The sequence below is a fragment of the Pontibacter harenae genome, assembly GCF_020907245.1.
Classification (GTDB): Bacteria; Bacteroidota; Bacteroidia; order Cytophagales; family Hymenobacteraceae; genus Pontibacter; species Pontibacter harenae.
This window is the reverse complement of record NZ_JAJJWH010000016.1, coordinates 51012-73129: the sequence shown is the minus strand read 5'-3', so window position 1 is coordinate 73129 and position 22118 is coordinate 51012. Positions and strand designations below refer to the sequence as shown.

Here is a 22118-nt window from a genome sequence, read left to right as displayed (position 1 = left end):
TGCTGCAATTTGCCGTAAAACATTTTACTATGCCTTCTGAAAACTAATAGTAAGGAATAGAAAAGTCGACGTTAAACCACTAGCAGCATGAAAGCAAGCACAGAGCAACTATACAAGGATGTTGAGTTTATGACATCTGTCAATCCCCCAAGAAGCTACAGACACTTAGAATCTTTGGAAAAAGTGGCGAATTATATAGCGGAAGAGTTTGAGAAAGCTGGCGGCAAACCCGAAGTACAATCCTGGATAGCAGACGGAAATAAGTATAAAAACATCATTACATCTTATAACTCTGACAAATCTCACAGGTTGGTTGTGGGGGCACATTACGATGTATGCGGTGAGCAGCCTGGTGCTGATGACAATGCCAGTGCGGTAGCTGGTATGCTGGAACTGGCCCGATTAGTTTTCGCACAACAGCCTGAACTCGATTATCGGATTGATTTTGTGGCATACTGCTTAGAAGAGCCGCCTTATTTTGCCACTAAGCAGATGGGAAGCTATGTACACGCCAAATCATTGCATGATGCCAAAGCGGATGTAATAGGGATGATATGCCTGGAGATGATCGGCTATTTTTCAGATGAGCCAGAATCTCAATCTTTTCCTTCTCCTGAACTGGCAAAACTATACCCACACACGGCGAACTTTATTATTGTAGTAGGCATCGAAAAGTATGCTGCATTCAACGAAAAGTTCCATGCGCTTATGGCAGCAGACTCAGCTATAGATGTACAGGTAATTAGTTTTCCTGCTAGTGCTGGACTGGCAGGATTGTCTGATCAGCGCAACTACTGCGAGTTCGGCTATAACGCGCTCATGATAAACGACTCTTCCTTTATCCGAAACCCTAACTACCACACCAAAGGAGACACGATTGACACCCTCGACTTTGAAAAAATAACAGAGGTAGTCAATAGCGCCTACAGAGGCATCACCAAAATGTAGTTTTCAATAATTAAAGTCTCTGGTGCTTTTGCGCATCAATAGTAGAGAATTCGAATATTATTCATAATTTAAAATCTCAACAGAAAAAGATACTGACACCAACACATGCGCAACACCTTAACTGCTGCCCTATGGAATTTATGCTGCCTACTCCTGCTATCGAATTGTTCCAACAAAACCACAAAAAGCGATACAGCAACAAAGGTATTTAAAGTAGAGGAAGCCACCATTGCCGAGATACATGCAGCTTTTGAGCAAGGCAGCTGTAGTTGTGAGCAGCTGGTTTCATCTTACCTGCAGCGCATAGAGAAGTATGACCAACCCACAAAACTGAATGCCATTGTGCTTACTAACCCAGAGGCCTTGCAGATAGCAAGGGAACTGGATGAGGAGTACAAGAGAACAAAAAAGCTACGTAAGCTGCACTGCGTACCGCTCATCGTAAAGGATAACTATAATACCAAGGGCCTTCAAACCACCGCTGGTTCACTGGCTCTAAAAGGTTTTGAGCCGTCTGAAGATGCTTACCAAGTGCATGTGCTAAAAGAAGCAGGTGCGCTGATACTGGCAAAGTCTAACATGGCGGAGTGGGCATTCAGCCCTATGGTTACCATTAGTTCTATAGCAGGCGAAACACTGAACCCATACAATTTAGAACATGTGCCTGCAGGCTCTAGTGGAGGTACGGCAGCAGCTGTAGCCGCTAACATGGGTACGGTGGGTTTAGGCACCGACACAGGCAATTCTATCCGAGGCCCCTCTTCGCACAACGCTCTCGTTGGCTTCCGTTCAACGCTTGGCTTAACCAGCCGCCATGGTATAGCACCGCTTTACCTACGAAACGATGTTGGCGGCCCTATTGCCAGAACCGTGGAAGATGCTACACGCATATTAGAAGTGATAGCAGGTTACGACCCAGCAGATCCTTTAACTATTCATAGTCAGGGAAAAGTACCTGATAACTACCTACAGTACCTTGACAAGAACGGACTGAAAGGGGCACGTATCGGTATATTCAGAACGTTAAGCGAAAGAAACCCTGATCCACAGGTGAAGGCTTTGTTTGAGCAGGCAATTGCCGATCTTAAAAATTTAGGCGCCGAAGTGGTAGATCCATTCGAAGTAACCAACTTTGATAGCCTGAGCAAAGACCAATGGTGTTCGGTATTTCAGCATGACATAAACGCATACTTATCTTCATTAGGCGAGAATGTGCCAGTTAAGAACCTACAGGAAATTGTGGCTTCAGGTAAGTATTCTCCTTACATAGAAGAAAATTTAAAATATCACTTAAACCAAAACGATGCTCCCGAAGAAGGCGGCACGACCTGCTCCGACGCTTTCCACGATAAAAAGAGAATAGCATTCAGAGAGGCTGTTGTAGCTGCTATGCAAAAGTATAAGGTAGATGCTATCGTTTACCCAACCTGGAACAATCCGCCAGCTAAAGTTGGTGATTTTAAAGGTTACAAAGGCGACAACAGTCAGATAATAGCACCGCACACAGGTTTGCCTGCCTTCACGGTGCCGATGGGTTTCACATATAATAACCTCCCTGCTGGCCTACAGTTTTTAGGAGGCATGTTTGATGAGCCGACATTGATAAAACTAACTTACTCTTATGAGCAAGGCACAAGGCACAGAGTGCCTTGTGCTAAATTTAGTGAGCAGAAATAGTATAATCTCAGAAAAAACAGAAACATTTTCTGCAATTTAGGTAACTATACAACTAATAAATTTTACAACTGTAAATAACATAGAGCTGAATGTATGAATTGATAAGAAAATAGACAGAACTAAATAGATAAGGAAGTGAAGACTCATGTAAAGTCATTCTTTGATGTAACTAAGCTGCCTACTAAGATATTTCTTCTTCTTGCAGTTATCACTGGCTTTCTACTCTTTGCGAAAGAGGCGCAACTACAAGCTCTTAACTTAGCACCTATACTAGAAACCTATGGCACTTATGTAGGCAGCCTGTTTCTTTTTTCCGCAGGAGTTATAGTTGTAAACTTTGTAATATGGCTGATCAAAGCAATTAGAAACAGCTTTAAGGTAAAGCAGCTAAAGAAAGATCTCCAAAAAGAGATAAAGAGGCTAGATGCGAAAGAAAAAGCCGTTATGCGGGAGTTTAGCATAAATGGGCAAAGCTCGCTTAAAATGCCAATAGATGACCCTGTTGTTGCGGGCTTACTAAACAAGCAAATTTTAGAAATCAACTCTCAAATTGGAGAGAGCACTTTTATTGTCGGCATGTTCTTTCCGATGTCGGTAAATAAATACGCAGCGGAAATGCTGACTATAGGTGATGTTGACTTACCCTTAAAGCCTACTGAAGCAGATAAAATTATCATTCTCAGTTCCCGCCCCGAGTGGGCACAAAGGCTGGATAACCTCATGAGTTAGTGCTTCTCCAAATCAGAAAGTAGAAAAAAAAATGAGGCGAAGCTCTGAGATACATATTCCCAAAGTTTCGCCTCTACTCATCATATTAATCAACGCAGCTAGTAAAGTTGAACACTCTTTCTCTTATTTACCTGTTGCACTTTCGAGGAAAAGGTAGCGATCTCTTGTTTCGTCTGGTTTAACTTCGGATTTCACATCAATATGCATCACCTGTACTTTGTCACCAGTGTTAGCTGCTGGCCATTGAGGCAGACCTGCACCATTAGGATTTATTGTTTTGATGAAATTTGCAAAGTAGTCCTGCATTACCTGCGACACTTTATAATCGTCGGGAGTCCATGCGTAAACCTTGTTCGAAGACAGATTACCCATGGCATACTCTATTTCTGCTGAATGTACTGCTCCTTGCGAAGGCGCTATTTTAACAGCGGATGGATCATTGCCGCGCACGACTCCACCGGCAAGACCAGGTGCTGCATCACCCATTTCTGGCACCATGGCTGGTCGTGGGCGTGTATAGTAGTAGCGGAAAACAGGCTTATTGCTGGTTTTAGCATGCATATCAATCAATTTCCAGGTACTGTACCCAATAAAACGATCTCCTGCCAAATCAGTCGCAGACTGTATTACTTCTTCTTCTGTTGATCCTGGATAAAGACGTAGGGCCTCATCAGCTTTGTTGCCGTACAGGTTCTGAACTGTCTTTTTGTAGTTCTCTGGTGTCGGTTGGAGCTGGCCCATCAGCGCTCTATAATTCATTTCTTCAGAATTCCAGCCAGCTAACAAAGGCACCTGCGCTTGTTCTCCAGCCTGAAATATGGCCTCAGGAGATTTCGGTAAAAAGTAACCGTCTACTATAGCTGAGAAGCGGGGGGCTTCTGGATTAGCTGTTGCCTCCAATAATTGCTTAGCAGGCATAGCCCGTAAGGCTTTTAGAGAATTAGCTCTGACCATGTTTGCAAACTTAACTCCAATCTCTTCTGCCTGCTCTAAAGATGTTAGGGGCTGCAAAGAGAGTAGCGAACCACTTTCCCCAATAGCACCGGCTATCAACTTTTTAGATAAAGGAGAAGCCATTTGCGCACTGACCGAAAATGAACCAGCCGACTCTCCAGCTATAGTTACTTTCTCGGGATCACCGCCAAATGCAGCTATATTCTGTTTTACCCATTGTAAAGCAGCCGCCTGATCCATCAAGCCATAGTTACCTGACGCGTTATTAGGAGATTCTTCTGTTAATTCAGGATGCGCAAAGAAACCGTACACGCCGAGTCTGTAGTTTACCGTCAGGGTTACAATACCCTTTTGTGCCATACTTTCACCGTCATATCGTGGCTCAGAACCATCGCCAGCCATAAAACCACCACCATAAAAGTACACGAGCACAGGTAAGCGTTCTTTGTTTGTTTTGGCAGGAGTCCAGACGTTAAGGTAAAGGCAGTCTTCGCTCATGCCATCAGCCCTAAAGTTCATGTCACCAAATATATCGCGCTGCATGGCTCTAGGACCAAACTTATCTGCTTTGCGCACACCACTCCAGTTTTTTACTGGATGAGGTTCCCTCCAACGCAACGCACCCACAGGAGCAGCAGCAAAAGGAATACCTTTGAAGGTGCGAACACCACTTTTTTCTGTAGTTCCTTCTAAAATACCGTTGATTATCTTTACTCGATTTGCGCTTGTAGAGGAAGCTCTGTTAGATTGGGCTACTGCAATAACCGCTGTTTGGGCACTAAGCAGTAGAAGAAAAAGAAGCTTTTTCATGGGTTAAAAAGAGATGATAGTTAGCAAAAGGTAGGCAGCTGGCACAAACAAGGCAGCTGTACTAGCACAGGATTAATTGATGTCGCAGTACGTGATAAACATAAAAACGTTTTTAAAAAACAGATTAGCAACAAGATTAAACCGAGGCCTCTCTTCCTTCTACTCCAACATAAGCTGCTCCACCACAAAAGCATAACCACCAGCACGTAACCCAATTATATTCTCATTAGCATCTACATCCAAAGTTACTTCAATCTGGCTAGGAGATGAAGGCTGCATCAGGTAGCCCTGCTGGATCAGAAATTTTGTCTTAGAGAATCCTGCATAATCATGAAGGTAACAAGCCAGAGGACCAGCGGCCATTCCTGTTGCCGACTCTTCAGGAATGCCATAGCTCGGTGCAAACATTCTGGCAGTAGCATCAGCATGTGTCAGATCAGTGGTGAAAACGTAATAACCCACGAGGTCCAGGTGATCGGAAATGGCTTTTATTTTTTCCTGATCAGGAACAAGTGCTCTTAATTGTTGCTCCCCTTCTACTGGCACAAGCAAAAAAGAAACGCCTGTGTTTGCCACCATTGGCGTCGCGGAGAAAGAATAGTCTTCTGGTAGACCTAACGAAACCGCAATTTCAGCTTGCGTTACAGTTGTTTCAGAAAGTGCTGTATAGTTAGGTGCTAACTGCGATTGGAAAATTTTTCCATTTTCAAACATAATTTGTCGTGGGCCTTCAATCGATTCTTTGATAGCTTTCTTTCCTTTAACTAAACCTTGGTGCAATAGTAGACCAAATGTGGCCACGGTCGCATGTCCGCAATGCGGTATTTGGCGGTTTGGGGTAAAGAACTCCACTTTCACATCACCAACCTCAGAAGCAGACACAAAAGCAGTTTCAGAAAGACCCAGATTAGCTGCTATAGATTGTTTTCGATCTTTAGTTAGTTTATCAGCATTTAGCACTACTCCTGCTGCGTTTCCGCCTACGGCAGAATCTGTAAATGCTTTAACCAGATAAAGTGCTGGGATATCCTGTGCCTTCATTTCTCTTTAATTGTCGTTGCTTAGAGCTAAAGTAATGATACGGCAGCTTACAGCCAAACTTTATACTTCGTGTTCTTTTAAATACCTATAACCTCAAAAGGTTCGTAGTGTGAAGAAATTAAAAGTTAAGAAGATGCAGGCTCCTTCGACACATATTGGAATAGATTATGGTTCTAAAACGGCTGGTACTACAGCTATAGCGCACCTTTCGGAAGAAAAACTTTATGTGGAGCAAAGTTCTAAGGGAGCAGATGCCGACTTGTGGGTATTGCAGCAAATAACTAAGTACAACTCTAAACTGATTTTTATAGATGCTCCGCTCACTTTGCCTAAAGCTTACTTTCAGGAGCCAGCATTACCTGAAAGTAACTTCTTTTATCGTGTTTGCGACATTGAAGTAGGTGCCATGTCGCCTATGTTTATTGGAGGACTTACGGCCAGAGCTATAAAACTGAGAACAGAATTAGCAACAAAAGGAATCGGCATGTTGGAGGCTTATCCTGCCGCCCTTAATAAACTACTTTTTGCAGAGCTTACAGGCTATAAAAAAAGCCTTGCAGCTTTGCCTCTTTATGTAGAAGCGCTGCATGGCCTTTTACCTTATAATCTTACTACTATTCCTCAGAACTGGCACCAATTCGATGCCCTGCTTGCCTGGTATAGCGGTTTCAGACACATGCAGGGTATATCTATACTATATGGCGATTCCAGAGAAGGCAGAATAATTGTCTAATTTATTCCTACATCAGCAGCATTTTCCAGCGTCCTGAATTCCATTTGCAAGGCTTTAATTTTAATTTCGTCTTCTGTAGCCAAGCCATCGTTCACTTCATCTTTACGGGAATTGAGTTTTTCCATTACCTTTTTGGCCATCTTCCAATCATCGTTGTCCCAGGTGCCTCGCTGCTGCCGAACGTTTTCGATAAAGACAACATAAGCGTCCCGCACATTTTCCTGAAGAATACTGTCAAAGTCGGCATAGCGCCCAAGCAAGTTCTTTTCCCAGGCAGACTGGCTGTTCGCTTCAACCATCTTGGCGTGGCGCTCATCCATATCTCTGAACTCTTGTTTTAACTGTTGGTATTCCTGTTTTAGCTCATCCGTAAAATTATCTTGTTTGCTATCCAGTTCGCTTGTGCGTTGCTGAAAGTCCTGCTTAGCCTGCTTCCAGTCCTCTTTTGTTCTGTCTGCTAGCTGTCCGCTCTGTGTATTCATCCAGCTTCTAAAATCCGTTAACTCATCCTTCACCTCGTTGTCTGCTTCTCTGGTAGTAGAACAAGCTGAAAAAACTACTCCAACTAAAATGAGCAAACTCCAACAGAGTTTATCCATGCTTTTCATATACATTTTGTTTAAAATGATCAATTGTTGTACAGATATCCATACGAAACAATAAACCATAAGATGTTTAAGCTACCGAGCTAGCATTTATACTGTACATAAACACCACCCAGTTCATTGAAAGCTAAAATGAACCAGATCTAACAGTAGCACTCAATCAGTAGCACTCAATGCAATTCTATAGTGGTATAAAATTACACCTGTTGCATAAGGCTGTAAGAGTAGAAGTTTAGCTTCTCTCTTCAAATACAAGATACTGCTGCCCTAGTCCATATTGTTTTAGAACAAGTTGCTTACTGCCTATTTCAGCTATTTGCCACCTGTACATCATAGGGCTGAGTATAGATCTTCCGTCCACACTTCTTACAGTTACTCCTATTACGTCCTCATCCTCCTTCAGCTCCCATCTCCCATCTCCCCTCTTCTACTATCTCCTCTCCGTTTACAGCGTTTGGCATTTCATTTTGTCGAATTAGAGTGTAGGAATAGTCTGGGTAAAAAATCAGCTCCATATTTTCTGAAGGATAAACAGGTTTAAGCTCGTTATCTGTTGGCTGAAGCTTTTTGCGAAGCACCCACACTTTGGTAAGCTGAGCAACAGTATCGTTAGTGATTGAAAATGTTGGTTGTGGAGCTGGTAGAGGATTCGTATTTTCTGTTTCTATTACACCAACATTTAGCTGAAGACACAAAAACAACAATATTATCATTACTTAAAAATGGTTGTTCATACAAGTATATCAAACAGGCCTGTATTCAAACAGTATCTTTTTACTTTTAAATACAGAACCACTGCTCTTTGGCCACAGTTGTAACCTTTGGTTCTACAAAGAAACGTTAAATACCTTTAGTAGAATTAACTCAACAGCTTTATCATATACGTATAATTTTCATGTATAAAGTACGAAATAATAAGAAAAGGATTGTCATATTGTTCTAACGATGAAACATTTGAAGCTAAGCCGCTAACATAGGCTAAAAAATAAAAAAATGGAGAAAGAAGATTTCATGCGTAAGGCCATTCAGCTTTCAGTAGAAAAGATGGAAGCTGACTTCGGCGGCCCTTTTGGAGCAGTTATAGTTAGAAATGGAGAAATAGTAGCCTATGGGTACAACAACGTTACTGCTTCTAACGACCCAACTGCTCATGCCGAAGTAGACGCCATTCGTAAAGCTTGCCAACACCTAGGCACCTACCAACTGACTGATTGCGAATTGTACACAAGTTGCGAGCCTTGCCCTATGTGTTTGGGTGCTATCTACTGGGCACGCTTCCGAAAAGTGTACTATGGCAATAACAAAAAGGATGCAGCACAAATAGGATTCGACGATCAGTTCATCTACGACGAGATTGACAAACCCCTTCCTGAACGCCATATTCCGATGGAACAACTGTTGCGGAACGAAGCTCTGGTTGCTTTTCAGGCTTGGCAAAAGAAAAACGATAAAATGGAATACTAAAAATATTACAAAATACTTGACCTTTAAAATAATTAGCTAAATTGCACTTTTTATGGCCTTATAGCTGAAATAGAAGTAGCACTAATCTGCTATTTTCACTCAGATGAAGGATTGACAACAAAGGCAATGAAGCTTGTAACCAAGATCTACTTATCTTTCGGGTTTATTATACTAACCTTCGCGGTAGTAACTTTTATGTATGTGCGGCAGTCTGATAATGTTGAAAAGGATGTACAGGAAGCTTTAAGAGCAAGTGATGTGCAGACACATGCAGAAGGACTTGAAAAGGCAATTATAGATACAGAAACAGGAATACGTGGTTTCCAGCTATCTGATAATGAGGTTTTCCTGCAGCCTTACTATAGTGGTCTGAAGGAATACAAGGAAAACTTAAATTTACTGCAGAAGCTGGTTAAAGATCCACAGCAACGTCTCAGATTACAGGCTATAGATTCGACTTATCAGCATTGGCTGCAGAGTTTTGCCGAACGCTCAGTTGCTCTTCAGAGGAGCGCCCTAAAATCTGAGGCTGGCAAAGCTGACTATGAGCAGTTTCTTCAGGACTTTGTTTTAACAGGGGCAGGCAAAGAAGTAATAGACAGCATCCGAAGTAAAATTAAAGAATTTGAGGAAAAGGAAAGAAAGATAAAAAACCAGTTTTTGCTCAACATGAACGAGACTATGGTTTTTACTGACGACTTGGCTATTTCGCTTACTCTTCTGTGTATGGTACTCGGCACTATTGTAGCTGTTGTACTTGGGGACGCAATAAGCAAAAGACTTCGGGAAATAGCTACGATGGCTGGCGAAGTGGCAGAAGGGCATTTTAATGTGCACGTTATAGATAATAAAGACGACGAAATCAGCCAGGTTTCACAATCTCTGAATGTTATGGCCACTAAGCTGAACAACAGTTTCTCTAATCTGCAGAAAATGAACAAGGAGCTAGACCAATTTGCCTACGTTGTTTCTCATGACTTAAAAGCCCCCTTACGCGCCATTAACAGCTTAGCCGAATGGATACAGGAAGACTTACCAGATGTAGACCCAGATATCAGCAGAAATCTGGACTTGATGCAAGGGCGTGTTAAAAGAATGGGAAACCTGATTGACGGAATTCTTGAATATTCCAGAATCGGCCGAAAGGAATTGCCACAGGTTACCTTTAGTGTCGCAAAACTGCTGGATGAGATATCCGAATCCATCGTTTCAAATCAGGAAGCAACAGTAAATATACCTGAAGAATTACCGACACTTACTACCGAAAAAATTCTGTTGCACCAGGTTTTCAGTAACCTGATCAGCAATGCGATCAAGTATAACGATAAGCCACAACCTATAGTTAATGTAGGTTACAAAGAGCAGGATGCTTTTCATGAGTTCTTTGTAGAGGACAATGGACCAGGTATACCAAAAGCCTTTCATGACAGGATATTCGGAGTGTTCCAGACAATGGAAGCTCGTGACACCAAAGAAAGCACTGGTATCGGTTTGGCAATTGTAAAGAAAGTGATTGAAGAAAAAAGAGGTTCTATTGCTATAAGTTCTGAAGAAGGGAAAGGCAGCCGCTTTACTTTTTCATGGCCTAAGCAAGTAGTACCCGCACAGCAACCAGGTTATTCCTCCACCCTAAACGCAGTTTAAACAGCATGGGCTTTATAGTTTCACCAGAAGATGAGCTAGCGCAACTAAAGCAAGACTTTGAAGAATTCGCTTACATTGTTTCTCATGATTTAAAAGCTCCTGTTAGAGCGATCAATAATCTATCGATGTGGATAGAAGAAGATTTGGGAGACCAAATACCTGAAGACGTACAGCAAAATATGCAGTTGCTACGCAACAGGGCTATGCGCATGGAGCGAATGATCGAAGCTTTATTACAGTTTTCGCGCGTGAACAGGTCTGAATTAGAAATAAACAAAGTTGATACGGCAGTGCTCCTGCAAGAAGTAAAGGCAAAGCTGCCAAAACCAGACGCCGTAGCACTAGAAGTACTGCCTTCCCTGCCAACCTTTAAAACATATGGTGCAAAATTAGAAAGAGTCTTCACCCATATCATCAGCAATGCCTACACCTTTGCCCAAAAGCCTGTTACTACCATACAAGTAGCAGTTAAGGAAGAAGAAGGCTTCTATAGGTTCTCATTTGCTGATAATGCACAGGGGATGCCTGCCGAGGCTTTGAAAAAAATATTTAAGCTTTTTTATACAGTTGCACCCAAAGACACGGTTGATACATGTGGTGCAGGCCTTGCCATTACAAAGAAAATTGTGCAATTTGTTGGAGGAAAAATAGAGGCCATGCAGAACCAAATGGGTGGAACAACCCTTACTTTTACATGGCCAAAAGCACTTTAACATTCTTTGTATAAATTGATTTTTATGTCAGAAAAGCTGGTAAATGTCCTGTTAGTAGAGGACGATGAAGTAGATATTATGAATGTGCAGCGCGCATTCAAGAAGAACAGCATCACGAATCCGTTATTCATAGCCCGCAACGGTTTAGAAGCGCTTGAAATGCTTCGTACCGAGCAAGTTCCTTTTCCTCATATCATCATCCTGGATATAAATATGCCAAAGATGAATGGTTTAGAATTTCTAAAAGAGGTTCGGGATGACGAAAAGCTAAAGAGTGCCAGTGTCTTTGTGATGACAACCTCTAACGAAGATTCTGACAAGCTTAAAGCCTATAACCTGAATGTAGCTGGTTATATCTTAAAGCCACTTTCTTTCGAAAAGTTTATCAGCTCAGTAGCTACGCTGAACAGCTACTGGAAATTATGTGAACGCCCATAGCCGTTTACTGATACTATATCTTACAACCTTTTTTTGCCTGTGATTAATTACCCTGCTATAATAGAAGAGAATTTAGGTCTTCTTAAGATTCTGATTATTGACGATGATAACGTCGATCAGATGACAATAAAGCGATCCCTTAGAAAAACAGATCTTCTAACAGAAGTTTTCACTGCCGACACAGCCTCCAAAGGCATACAGATGTTGCAGGAGAAAACTTTTGACTGCGTTTTCCTGGATTTTAAACTTCCAGATATGGATGGCTTAGAACTTCTGCAGAAGGTGCAGGAGATCGAAATCGTTGTGCCTATATTGGTGGTTACTTCTCACGGCGACGAACGTATTGCCGCAAATGCCATACGACTTGGTGCAGCCGATTATATTCCTAAAAACTTTCTAACGCCAGAAGGTATTTACCACAGCATCAATTCGGCGCTGCGTATACATAAAGTGGAGCAGAGCCGCCTGGAGGCAGAAAGACAGTTTAAATCGTCACAGTACCAGCTAGAGTTTATCATCTCTAACTCCCCAATGTCCTTCTGGCGCACAGACCATAATGGTGTTCTTACCTATGCAGAAGGAAAAGTTTTTGAAATGGTAGGTATTGATGCTGCCTACGTGCTTGGAAAGCATTACAGTATAGGTTTCGCTGAGTCTCCAGCGATTGTACAACGTTTTAAAAGTGCGTTCTCTGGGGAAACAATACAAAGTGTGCTGGAATATAAAGGCTTTTACTTCAGGTCTCACTATGTACCTATACTAGACGATAAGCAGCAGATTACAGGTATAACAGGGTTTGCTTTCGATATAACAGACAGCGTTTTAAACGAACGTGCCCTAGAAAAAGCGAAAGAAATTGCCGAGGAATCTGTAAGGGTTAAAGAGCAGTTTATTGCCAGTGTGAGCCATGAAATACGAACACCTATGAACGGTATTCTAGGGCTGGCAAATGTACTTCAGAAAACTACGTTAGACCTGCACCAGAAGAAGTATCTGAAAGCCATTCAAACCTCTGCTGATAACCTGATGGTGATTATAAATGACCTTCTGGATTTTTCAAAAATTTCAGCAAAGAAGCTTACGTTTGATCAGGAAGAACTGAATATAGAAGAACTAGCAGAAGACACTGTTCTTCTATTAGAGTCTAAAGCGCAAGAAAAAAACAACGCACTTACCTATAGCAGTAGCCAGTCTGTGCCACAAACAGTGCTGGGAGATGCTTTACGTTTAAAACAGGTTCTATTAAACCTAATCGGGAATGCCATTAAGTTTACGCAAGATGGTAAAATAAACTTGAGCGTGCACATGTATACAGAAACGGAAGAAGCGGCATTTTTAGAATTTAAAGTAGAGGACACGGGCATTGGTATACCTGCTGATAAGCTTAGCTCTATTTTCGAAAGCTTTAACCAGGGCAGCAATGATACAACTCGCAAATACGGCGGCACAGGACTAGGACTAACTATTTCGAAAGATCTAGTAGAGTTGCAGGGAGGTTTTATTTCTGTTAAGAGCCAGCCCAATATAGGTAGCACGTTTACATTTACACTTCCATTTAAAAAGCAGCTAATGACAGCAGGTAACCATTCATCAGAAAGCGAAGCACCAGCTAGTACTGTGGATTCGATCATGGGTTCACTTCGTGTGCTGCTAGCAGAGGATAATGAAATAAACCAATTGCTCATTAACACGGTGCTAAGTGATTGGGGCGTAACAGTTGACATAGCTAACAACGGTGTCGAGGCTTTGGCTTATTACAACCAGCAAAGCTATGACATCATACTGATGGATATGCAAATGCCAGAAATGGACGGCTATGAGGCTATAGGCAAAATTAGAACTTCTTCTGAAGCGGGTTATAACTTACCTATTATTGCGCTTACAGCCCATGCTGCAGCCGAAGAAATAGCTAAATGTCTGGAAGCAGGCGCAAATTCTCATATTTCAAAGCCTTTCGAGCCAGAAGATCTTCATGATGCTATTTTAACGCTCTTAAAAGATAAATCTGTAGTGCAGCCTGCATAATTCTGAATCAGCTAATTCATTAACAAAAGTTTCTATAAAAGCAGAAGCCGCAGTACATTTTGTGTACAGCGGCTTCTGCTTTTATAGAAAGATTAAAATTTAACGCTTCATCAAATTTGCCAAGTTTCCGAGGCCACCTCGTTTACCTGACATCTTATTCATAGAGCGCATCATCTTACGCATGTCATTAAACTGCTTCATCAGGTTGTTTACCTGTGTGATGTCTGTACCGCTACCCTTAGCAATGCGAGCACGACGACTTCCGCTAATCACATCTGGGTTCTCACGTTCATGCGGCGTCATCGACTTAATGATAGCTTCAATAGGCTTGAAAGCATTCTCATCTATTTCTACATCTTTCAAAGCCTTGCCTACACCAGGTATCATACCTACAAGGTCTTTAATATCGCCCATCTTTTTGATCTGCTCCAGTTGTGTCAGGAAGTCATCGAAGTTGAACTGGTTTTTGCGGATCTTCTTGTTTATGCGCTTCGCCTCATCCTCATCAAAAGCCTGCTGCGCACGCTCTACTAAGGAAATAACGTCACCCATACCCAAGATACGTTGCGCCATACGATCAGGATAAAACAGATCAAGCGCCTCCATTTTCTCACCAGTAGAAATAAACTTGATAGGTTTCTCAACTACGGCACGGATAGAAAGAGCCGCACCACCACGAGAGTCACCATCTAGTTTGGTAAGTACCACGCCATCAAAGTCGATGCGTTCGTTGAAGGTTTTAGCTGTGTTAACCGCATCCTGACCTGTCATAGAGTCAACCACAAACAGGGTTTCGGTAGGCTTAACGGCTGCTTTAATCTCAGCAATTTCCTTCATCATCGCCTCATCCACAGCCAAACGACCAGCGGTATCTATGATGACTACTTTCTTGTTGTTTTTCTTAGCATACTCAATGGCATTTAAAGCAATCTGCACTGGATTCTTATTTTCCAGTTCAGTATACGCCTCTACTCCTACCTGCTCTGCCAGCACTTGTAGCTGGTTGATGGCAGCAGGACGGTAAACATCGCAGGCAGCCACTAATACATTGCGACCTTGCTTTTTGATGTGGTTGGCCAGCTTGCCAGTAAACGTTGTTTTACCAGAACCCTGCAGACCAGCAATAAGAATAATTGCCGGATCGCCTTTGATATTGATTTCTTTCTTTTCACCACCCATGAGCTCTGTCAATTCCTCATGCATGATCTTCACCATCAACTGACCAGGAGATACCGCTATCAATACATCGCGACCTAAGGCCTCTTCTTTGATTTTATCGGTTACAGTTTTGGCTACTTTATAGTTAACGTCAGCGTCTACAAGGGCACGGCGTACCTCCTTTATAGTTTGCGCAACGTTTATCTCTGTGATGCTTCCCTGCCCTTTCAGCGTTTTAAAGGCGCGGTCTATATTGTTACTTAAATTATCAAACATCTCTTGTTCTGGATTTACTTATCAAACAGGCAATCAATAAGATGGGCTCCTACCTTAGCTCAAAACATTAGATAAAGCACATTATAAAGCGAGCTTTAGCACGAGCAAAATGATTCATTAGTCCATCCTTAAAGACAAAACTACTAAATATTGATGAAGGTTTCAGAAATATTTTTAAAGGAAGCACAAGTATAAAATGTAACATAAGGCCTAAAAGGGAATGTTTTATAGTTAGATTTTGCTACAAACATTGCCTTAACCTCCTTGTATTTACATAAGTTGTTACGTGTGCATAAAAGAACCCTTTTAACAAGGGTTTAAGGAAAACGCTATCGCTGGCAAAGCCACGCCACCGCTTCATCAAAATCTGAGAAGTTTCTAATGGGCACCGTTAAATTTGCCTTTTGTGAGACCTCAGATATTTGCTGCGCCCGCAGCGTCTCTTCTGTTACTACCCTGGCGAGCTTTTCTATTCTCGTCTTGGCTAAGTCCTGAGCAAACTTAAAGATGATCTCTAGGTATTGTTGACTTGTTATTCCAATGATTCCTTTTCTGGTGTCCGTAAGTAAACTTTTTATATCATAGTATCTGATGGTGCTAACAATAGTATCTAAAACATAAGTCGTCTCGCTTATGGAATAATCGTGCACATTAGGCCACTCTACGCATAATATATCTTTAGCAATATCGTAGTCTAGTTTGACTATTGGATTATCTATAATCATTACAGTAAAGTTGTTTCTGCAAAGATGACATTAAAAAGAAAATAATAATTCCTGAAACGCAACTTTAAAAATTAAATACCGTAGTAGCTCCATCAACTACATATTTAACGCAAGCTGTTCCAGCCATTTACGCTTAAAAAAGATTCCTTTCTTTTTGAATTACAGGTTTATGCATTCTCCAACCATCCTGTTTTAAAAAGGAGAAAACTATCATACAAGAGCCCCTAGCGTAATTTGTCACGCTAGGGGCTCTTGTATCTGATACAAACAATACTTTTCTACTGCAAGTTAGCCGTAGTTGGGTCTTGTAACTTGTATAATTGGTTAAAAAGAAGCTTAAACGTACCGTGGGATTGGCTACGGAAAGTGATCTCAGGTCCAAAAGCATATAACTTGCCTGCTCCTACCGAAGCCTCAAAGGCAGCAACACCATCTTGTAGGTAAGCCTGTCCCCATGCCCAACCACTTCTGAGAGGCTTATCTGAAGAGAACCAGGCAAGCGGCTTAACCTGTCCTTTGGCAACGGCATCGGGTGAAATTTTGAATACTGGGCTGTTATCGAAGTACACATCGCCCTCGGCAGGCATACCCCAGGCAGCAGGATGCGTGTTATCGAAACTCATGCGCAAAATACTGCCAGGTATATAATATTTTGTTCCTGGCAATGGTCGTTCTTCTCCTTCGCTGCTCATATCCACTAAAGCGTTTTTTACTGGCAGTCCCAAATGATAAGCAAGGTTTGTGCTGGTGCCGATTGTGACAACCGAACCACCTTCCTCCATAAACTTCTTCAATTCAGGTACAGATTTCTCAGCTGTAATCTGCCCCAAATGCCCTCTATATTCTTTCGGAGTATCCTCTGGTTTAGGGCCTCTGCTGGAGTAGCCATTACCTCCACTATTTACAGACGGAATGGCTCTCGTAACAAAAACAATTACTTCATATTTCTTACGAAGTTTGCCAGCATCAATATCCTGTGGGTAAATTACTTCTATAGGAAAGTTATACTGCTCCATCATCCAACGTACCCACCCCGATTGCATTGATCCACCGTAAGTATCCCACAGGGCGATTCGCATAGGTGCTACCTTGGCTAGGGCACCAGTAGGTCGCTTCGAAACGCCTGTGATTTCTAAACCAAGATTGGCAGCGGATTTCTCTAAAAGGCTTTTCGCTTTAGCTGATGCTGGTACAAAAAAATCTCCCTGTGCAGAACCGCTTTTACCAGACCCTGGCTTTTGAACGCGGTAAACATCTAGTTTAGCCTGTAACAAATCGTTAACAGCAATGAAGGCATTGTTTGCACTTCCTGAAATGACATATCCCGCTTTGGCATTAGAAGCTATTGCCTTTTTAAGAGGCGACTGTAACTCCCCGTAAGCCACGCGCTCAAATGGCCCGTCAAAGCCTTCTAATATACGGTCGAACTGCACACCCATTTGGTAAGCAAGTGTCCAGCCAGCAGCATCATATGGTCTGATGGGAGGGCCACCTTCAAACTGAAAATCGTTCGGGTGATCCTGTGGTTCAAACATATCGAGTACGTGCGGTCGGAACGCCTGTGCCGCTTGCACAAAATAAGAGCCAGCAGGGTATTTTTTACCAGCTACAGTAAAATCGGAAGTAGCTTTATGCACCAATACACCCGAATGAATAAGGGCATTTATAAAACGTACTGCCGTAGGAAAGTCTGGCTGATCGGAAGGAAGAATGTAGCCACGGGCATCACGCAGTGCAGGATCTTTTAAAACTTCGCTATAGTATTCTGCGGGCATTGCACTGCTCCTACGAGATGAGTTTCCATCGCCAGACTTTGCTTTTTCTTCCTGATCTTTTCTGAAAGCCGACTCCATATCTGCTATCCTTTTCGGCATCAGTGTCCAATTGTCTCTGCTGCCTCTCTCAATTGAGTTTTTACCCATGCGGTAAATATTGAAAAGCAAATCGTCGCTGTAACGGGCAGCATAATCAAGCACAGCGTAATTAAGAGACACAGAATAATCAATAGATTGTCTGAAATGCCATTTTTGTGGCTCTACAGGGTTTGGTGTTGCACCGTTAGGTATTAGTCGTTGCGACACAAGCGGCACATCTTCTGGCGTTGGACCACCAATAATTTCGGTTAGTAGCCCTATCATGTTATGAAAATAAGGAGTGGTTCGTAAACCGCCGTTCCACCAGGTAGAAAAGGAAGAACCTGCACGCTGGGTATATCCAGGCTTTCCTTCCACATTCAAACGGTTATTCATGGCCGCCCCAACAGCATCTAGGCTTGTAATTACCAACGGGTCGTACACAAAATTGAAAGGATCGCGGTATGGAGGTCCTGCCAAAACAGAGCCAGCAGGTCCGCGCTGGTGGTGGTTGTACATGATCTGAGGAATCCACTCAACAAACAGCTGGCGGCTGATGTTTTGGGACTCCTTCATGTTCATCATATAAAAATCACGGTTGTTGTCGTGGCCCACATACTTTTGGTAAAGCCTTGGCAGATGGCTAAAGGAGCGCTTCTTAGGATCCGCCTCACGCATATACCAGTCAGAAACCAGTTCTTGGCCGTCTGGGTTAGCATGGGTTAGTAGCACTATATCTTGCTCTAAAATGCGTAGCGTTTCAGGGTCTTTACGGCTGACAAGTTGCCAGATAGTTTCTATTAACTGGTGTGCACCCACTGTTTCCGTAGCATGCAAGCCGCCATCAATCCAAACCACAGATTTGCCTTCAACTGCAAGTGCGCGGGCCTGTTCGTCTGTAAGATTTTCGGCACGGGCCAGCTTCTGCGAAATTTCTTTGTAGCGGCCTAGCTGTTTTATGTTTTTTGGAGAAGAAACGATTAGCATGTACTGGTGCCTTCCTTCTTCCGTTAAACCAATATCAACCAGTTTTACACGGTCTGAGGCTTCTGCCAGCTTTTTAAAATAGGTTTCGGTTTGGGTATAATTCGCCAGATGATAATCATCGCCGATGTCGAAGCCAAAATGTTCTTTAGGCGATGGAAGCTCTTGTGCCCAAGCGCTAATGGAGGCTTGTAGCAAAAGCAGGAGGGCAAGTGAGCGGAAAAGCTTACGCTTCATAAAGTTTAGATTAGTGGTTATAGAGTGATAAGGTATCTAATATAAAAACTTTAGACCTTTAAACTTAGCAAATTATAGTAGCAATTACAGCTTTAACATAAAGAAATTCTGTAATAATATATTCAGACGAGCCAGAAAATAATCCATACTGGACAATTACTCCTCTTTCTAACTTAGATGATATTTTCTAGCAGTAAGGCAATATCTTAAAATCAATGAATGCTTATAGAGCCTTTAAAGGGAACAGAGCCGCCGCTTTAGCGTAATAAAACTCTTATATTTGTTTCGATTGTAAAGTAAAATCTAAGATTTGGAAAATCAGCATTCTGTTAACCTTCTTTATATATCTTATTACTGGCCTCCTTCTGGTGGACCAGGTGTGCAGCGTGGGCTAAAGTTCTGTAAATACTTCCCCTATTTTGGTGTGCAGCCTGGGGTGCTGACAGTAGATGAAAAACAGGCCTCGTATCCCCTACTCGATCCTTCTTTTGAGAAAGAGGTGCCTCAGGACTTAGTGGTTCATAAAACCGCGACTTCAGAGCCTTTTGAGTATTATAAGAAGCTTTCAGGGAAAAAAGAAATTCCTTATAGCGGTTTTGCCAATCAGAAATCAAAAGACTCGCTCTTAGACAAGGCATTTAAGTTTGTGCGTGGCAATATGTTTATCCCTGATGCCAGAGTCGGCTGGAACAAGCATGCGCTGGCAGAAGCAGAAAAACAGATAGATGCTGGTAAGTATCAGGCAATTTTGACCACAAGTCCGCCCCACTCTACGCAATTGATTGGGCTAAAACTCAAGAAGAAGTTTAATCTGCCTTGGATAGCCGATTTACGTGACCCCTGGACAAACATTCATTATTACGATCAGCTTTACCACACTGCACTAGCTAAGCGCCTCGACCAGCGCTATGAGCGCCAGGTATTGGAGCAAGCGGATGCTTTGGTCGTTACGAGTGAAGACACAAAGCGCCTCTTCCTGAACAAACCAATCAACATAGACCCCGATAAAATCTATGTCATTCCTAATGGGTATGATGAAGATGATTTCATTTATCCATCTTCGCCACCAGAGGACACCTTTTTAATTACCTACACGGGCACTATTGCCGAAAATTACAATATCGATGTGTTCTTGAAGGTGATTGCACACCTGCAGTCAGTACATTCCGAAATTAATTACAAGCTGCGTTTTGTAGGAAAAGTATCTGAGGGTGTGAGAAAAAGGATTGAAAAAACTGGCTTGCTTGGTATAACTGAGTTTGTACCGTATGTACCGCATAAAGAAGCCATACAGTACTTGATGCAAACCACAATCCTGCTTTTGGCTATACCTGATGTGCCAACTGTTTATTCAAACGTGCCAGGAAAGCTTTTTGAATACCTGGCCTCTAACAAACAAATAGTTTGCCTGGGCCCCGTGCACTCTGATACCGATCGTATTATTGATGAATGTGGTGCTGGTCGCTTGTTCCATTACTCTGCTTACGACCTCATGCTCGACCACATGACACAAACCAGTAAGGCCTGGAAAATCAATCCGAACCTAGACCTGCCAGTCATGAACCATGACCAGTACTCCAGACGCGTATTGACGGAAAAACTGGCGTTTGTTATTCATCAGCTTTCTGAAAAACAAAGTAGCTCATTATAAATAAGAAAGGTACTTCGGGTTAAGCCAAAGTACCTTTCTTATTTATTGAGAACGTTTGTCTCCACTTCGGTTATTTAACAAACGTTGTAAACTTCCTGATATCATGACTATTTGATTGCCTAACATTAATCAACAAGTTTTGATTATACTATTTGCATTCAAGGAAAAGTCATCTCTGTTCTTCTACAGTTTCCAGAATACCGCTTCAGATAAAAAGTCTATATTATGCAAGGTGTGTCTTGTTCCGAAATAAAGTATCTTGCAGCACAAAAGGGTACTTTATCGTACCTACAGAACAAAAGAAAAAAAGCATGGCATTAGACCTAAATCATAAGTCTATCTTAATAACAGGCGGCACAGGCTCGTTCGGAAAAAAATTCGTGGAAATGCTGTACGCCCGTTTCCCGCAGATTAAACGGGTTGTAATTTACTCCCGCGATGAACTGAAGCAGTTCGAGATGTCGCAGGTATTTCCACACAGCCAGTACAATTCCATTCGTTTCTTTATTGGAGATGTACGCGATGGAGATCGCTTTAAAAGAGCCTGCGAAGGCATTGATGTAATTGTACACGCTGCTGCCTTGAAGCAAGTTCCTGCGGCAGAGTACAATCCTATGGAGTGCATTAAAACAAATATCTTGGGTGCTGAGAATGTCATCAATGCGGCCCTTGACTGTGGTGTGAAGGAAGTGGTGGCGCTCTCTACCGATAAAGCGGCGGCTCCAATAAACCTTTATGGTGCCACGAAACTATGCTCTGATAAACTATTTGTAGCTGCCAACAACATGAAAGGCAGGCGTGACATCCGATTTTCTGTTGTGCGTTACGGGAATGTGATCGGATCACGCGGATCTGTGGTTCCTTTCTTCCTGAAGAAAAGGTCAGATGGTGTTCTCCCCATCACGCACCCAGAAATGACACGCTTTAATATTTCACTTGAAGAAGGTGTGGAAATGGTTTTCCATGCACTTGGCAACCACTGGGGGGGCGAAATATTTGTACCTAAAATTCCGTCTTACCGCATTACAGAGATGGCCGAAGCGATAGGCCCGAACTGCCGCCAGGCGATTGTAGGCATTCGACCAGGCGAGAAGCTACATGAAGAGATGATTACAGAAACTGATTCGCTGATGACGGTGGAGCTGGAGAAATATTATGTTATACTCCCTTCTACTCCTATTTGGAAGACAGAAGATTTTCTGCAAGCACACAATGGTAAAATGGTGGAGATGGGCTTCAAGTATAACTCTGGCACTAACTCCGAGTGGCTTGATGTAGAGCAACTTCGTGAGCAGATCCGTCAACACGTAGACCCAAGTTTTACTGCGTAAAATTGGGGAATGATGAATTAGAAATCATGAATGAAGTGTCGCCGCAGTGGCATTCTTTGCATAAAGTCTAGAAACACTCATTTTTGTTCATTTTTATTCTTGGTTACTAATTTATAACTCGG

The 22118-nt window shown here is 42.4% G+C and carries 18 protein-coding genes; 11 read left to right on the top strand and 7 right to left on the bottom strand.

All coding sequences use genetic code 11. From position 1 onward, the window contains the following. The first annotated feature begins 87 nt into the window (after positions 1-87). The 3 genes from LN893_RS10525 to LN893_RS10515 all read left to right on the top strand — a co-directional run bounded on the left by LN893_RS10525 (position 88) and on the right by LN893_RS10515 (position 3354). A complete protein-coding gene (locus tag LN893_RS10525) occupies positions 88-948 on the top strand; it encodes a M28 family peptidase (protein ID WP_229969779.1) in 861 nt (286 codons plus the stop codon). A 105-nt stretch (positions 949-1053) separates the two neighbouring features. Then, positions 1054-2625 (top strand): amidase family protein, encoded by a 1572-nt coding sequence (locus tag LN893_RS10520; RefSeq protein WP_229969778.1) that lies wholly within the window; start codon positions 1054-1056, stop codon positions 2623-2625. 135 nt (positions 2626-2760) lie between these two features. After that, positions 2761-3354, top strand: coding sequence for a super-infection exclusion protein B (locus LN893_RS10515; RefSeq protein WP_229969777.1), 594 nt, complete (start codon positions 2761-2763; stop codon positions 3352-3354). Positions 3355-3477: 123 nt separating this feature from the next. Here LN893_RS10515 and LN893_RS10510 read toward each other — a convergent pair whose 3' ends face one another. Further along, complete coding sequence (locus LN893_RS10510) at positions 3478-5118, bottom strand: carboxylesterase/lipase family protein (RefSeq protein ID WP_229969776.1); 1641 nt, start codon at positions 5116-5118, stop codon at positions 3478-3480. A gap of 159 nt (positions 5119-5277) precedes the next feature. Then, positions 5278-6159, bottom strand: coding sequence for a PhzF family phenazine biosynthesis protein (locus tag LN893_RS10505; protein ID WP_229969775.1), 882 nt, complete (start codon positions 6157-6159; stop codon positions 5278-5280). A 109-nt stretch (positions 6160-6268) separates the two neighbouring features. Between LN893_RS10505 and LN893_RS10500 the strand changes: the two genes are divergently transcribed. After that, positions 6269-6892, top strand: coding sequence for a hypothetical protein (locus LN893_RS10500; protein ID WP_229969774.1), 624 nt, complete (start codon positions 6269-6271; stop codon positions 6890-6892). On the opposite strand, the gene LN893_RS10495 is transcribed toward LN893_RS10500, so the two are convergent. Together LN893_RS10495 and LN893_RS10490 are read right to left on the bottom strand one after the other, a co-directional pair. Further along, positions 6889-7491 (bottom strand): hypothetical protein, encoded by a 603-nt coding sequence (locus LN893_RS10495; RefSeq protein ID WP_229969773.1) that lies wholly within the window; start codon positions 7489-7491, stop codon positions 6889-6891. The genes LN893_RS10500 and LN893_RS10495 overlap by 4 nt on opposite strands. A gap of 395 nt (positions 7492-7886) precedes the next feature. Continuing rightward, entirely contained in the window at positions 7887-8210 is a 324-nt protein-coding gene (locus tag LN893_RS10490; RefSeq protein ID WP_229969772.1) for a hypothetical protein, read from the bottom strand. 280 nt (positions 8211-8490) lie between these two features. Here LN893_RS10490 and LN893_RS10485 point away from each other — a divergent pair, with 280 nt between their 5' ends. From LN893_RS10485 to LN893_RS10465, 5 genes are all read left to right on the top strand, one after another. Further along, a complete protein-coding gene (locus LN893_RS10485) occupies positions 8491-8961 on the top strand; it encodes a nucleoside deaminase (protein WP_229969771.1) in 471 nt (156 codons plus the stop codon). A 126-nt stretch (positions 8962-9087) separates the two neighbouring features. After that, positions 9088-10605: a sensor histidine kinase gene (locus LN893_RS10480; RefSeq protein WP_229969770.1), complete on the top strand. Its 1518-nt coding sequence runs from the start codon at positions 9088-9090 to the stop codon at positions 10603-10605. A gap of 5 nt (positions 10606-10610) precedes the next feature. Then, positions 10611-11318, top strand: a complete 708-nt coding sequence (locus LN893_RS10475) for a sensor histidine kinase (RefSeq protein ID WP_229969769.1) — start codon at positions 10611-10613, stop codon at positions 11316-11318. 24 nt (positions 11319-11342) lie between these two features. Beyond that, the gene (locus tag LN893_RS10470) at positions 11343-11756 is read left to right on the top strand and encodes a response regulator (protein WP_229969768.1); all 414 of its coding nucleotides are present in this window, start codon (positions 11343-11345) and stop codon (positions 11754-11756) included. A gap of 39 nt (positions 11757-11795) precedes the next feature. Continuing rightward, positions 11796-13781, top strand: a complete 1986-nt coding sequence (locus LN893_RS10465; protein WP_229969767.1) for a hybrid sensor histidine kinase/response regulator — start codon at positions 11796-11798, stop codon at positions 13779-13781. 99 nt (positions 13782-13880) lie between these two features. On the opposite strand, the gene ffh is transcribed toward LN893_RS10465, so the two are convergent. The 3 genes from ffh to LN893_RS10450 all read right to left on the bottom strand — a co-directional run bounded on the left by ffh (position 13881) and on the right by LN893_RS10450 (position 19014). Continuing rightward, entirely contained in the window at positions 13881-15215 is a 1335-nt protein-coding gene (gene ffh, locus LN893_RS10460) for a signal recognition particle protein (RefSeq protein ID WP_229969766.1), read from the bottom strand. Positions 15216-15544: 329 nt separating this feature from the next. Then, entirely contained in the window at positions 15545-15940 is a 396-nt protein-coding gene (locus LN893_RS10455) for a hypothetical protein (RefSeq protein ID WP_229969765.1), read from the bottom strand. Positions 15941-16218: 278 nt separating this feature from the next. After that, positions 16219-19014 (bottom strand): M14 family metallopeptidase, encoded by a 2796-nt coding sequence (locus tag LN893_RS10450; RefSeq protein ID WP_229969764.1) that lies wholly within the window; start codon positions 19012-19014, stop codon positions 16219-16221. Between the two features lie 310 nt (positions 19015-19324). On the opposite strand from LN893_RS10450, the gene LN893_RS10445 reads away from it, so the two are divergent. Both LN893_RS10445 and pseB read left to right on the top strand, forming a co-directional pair. After that, entirely contained in the window at positions 19325-20665 is a 1341-nt protein-coding gene (locus tag LN893_RS10445) for a glycosyltransferase family 4 protein (RefSeq protein WP_229969763.1), read from the top strand. A gap of 311 nt (positions 20666-20976) precedes the next feature. Beyond that, positions 20977-21996 (top strand): UDP-N-acetylglucosamine 4,6-dehydratase (inverting), encoded by a 1020-nt coding sequence (gene pseB, locus LN893_RS10440; protein WP_229969762.1) that lies wholly within the window; start codon positions 20977-20979, stop codon positions 21994-21996. The last annotated feature ends 122 nt before the right edge of the window (positions 21997-22118 follow it).